Source organism: Gluconobacter sp. DsW_058 (assembly GCF_002153615.1).
Classification (GTDB): domain Bacteria; phylum Pseudomonadota; class Alphaproteobacteria; order Acetobacterales; family Acetobacteraceae; genus Gluconobacter; species Gluconobacter cerinus.
Genome location: NZ_JOPH01000026.1, coordinates 1 through 255, shown reverse-complemented (window position 1 = coordinate 255; position 255 = coordinate 1). Strand labels below are relative to the sequence as shown.

Below are 255 nucleotides of genomic sequence, written 5' to 3'. Positions count from 1 at the left end.
GCTGCTGGATAAAACCAATACGGCCTCAAGCGTCTGGGCGAAGCCATTCAGGCTCCCGTCAATGCTTAGCATTGGTGGGATAATGGCGGAGGGCGACACGGTGTACCGCTCCAAAGCCAGCGAAGACTTCATGGAAAAGCAGGGTTTTGTCTCAAAGGTTCACAGAAAAAAGCCGCACCTCAAACCTATGCTCCGACATATCCAGAAATCGAATGCTGGAAAGTCGGTCATCCGATCGCGTGTCGAGCACGTCTT

Annotated in this window: 1 pseudogene; it reads left to right on the top strand. The window is 52.5% G+C overall.

Annotation, left to right across the window (positions count from 1 at the left end):
* Window positions 1-255, top strand: a pseudogene (locus HK24_RS14035) (hypothetical protein); the annotation flags it as partial.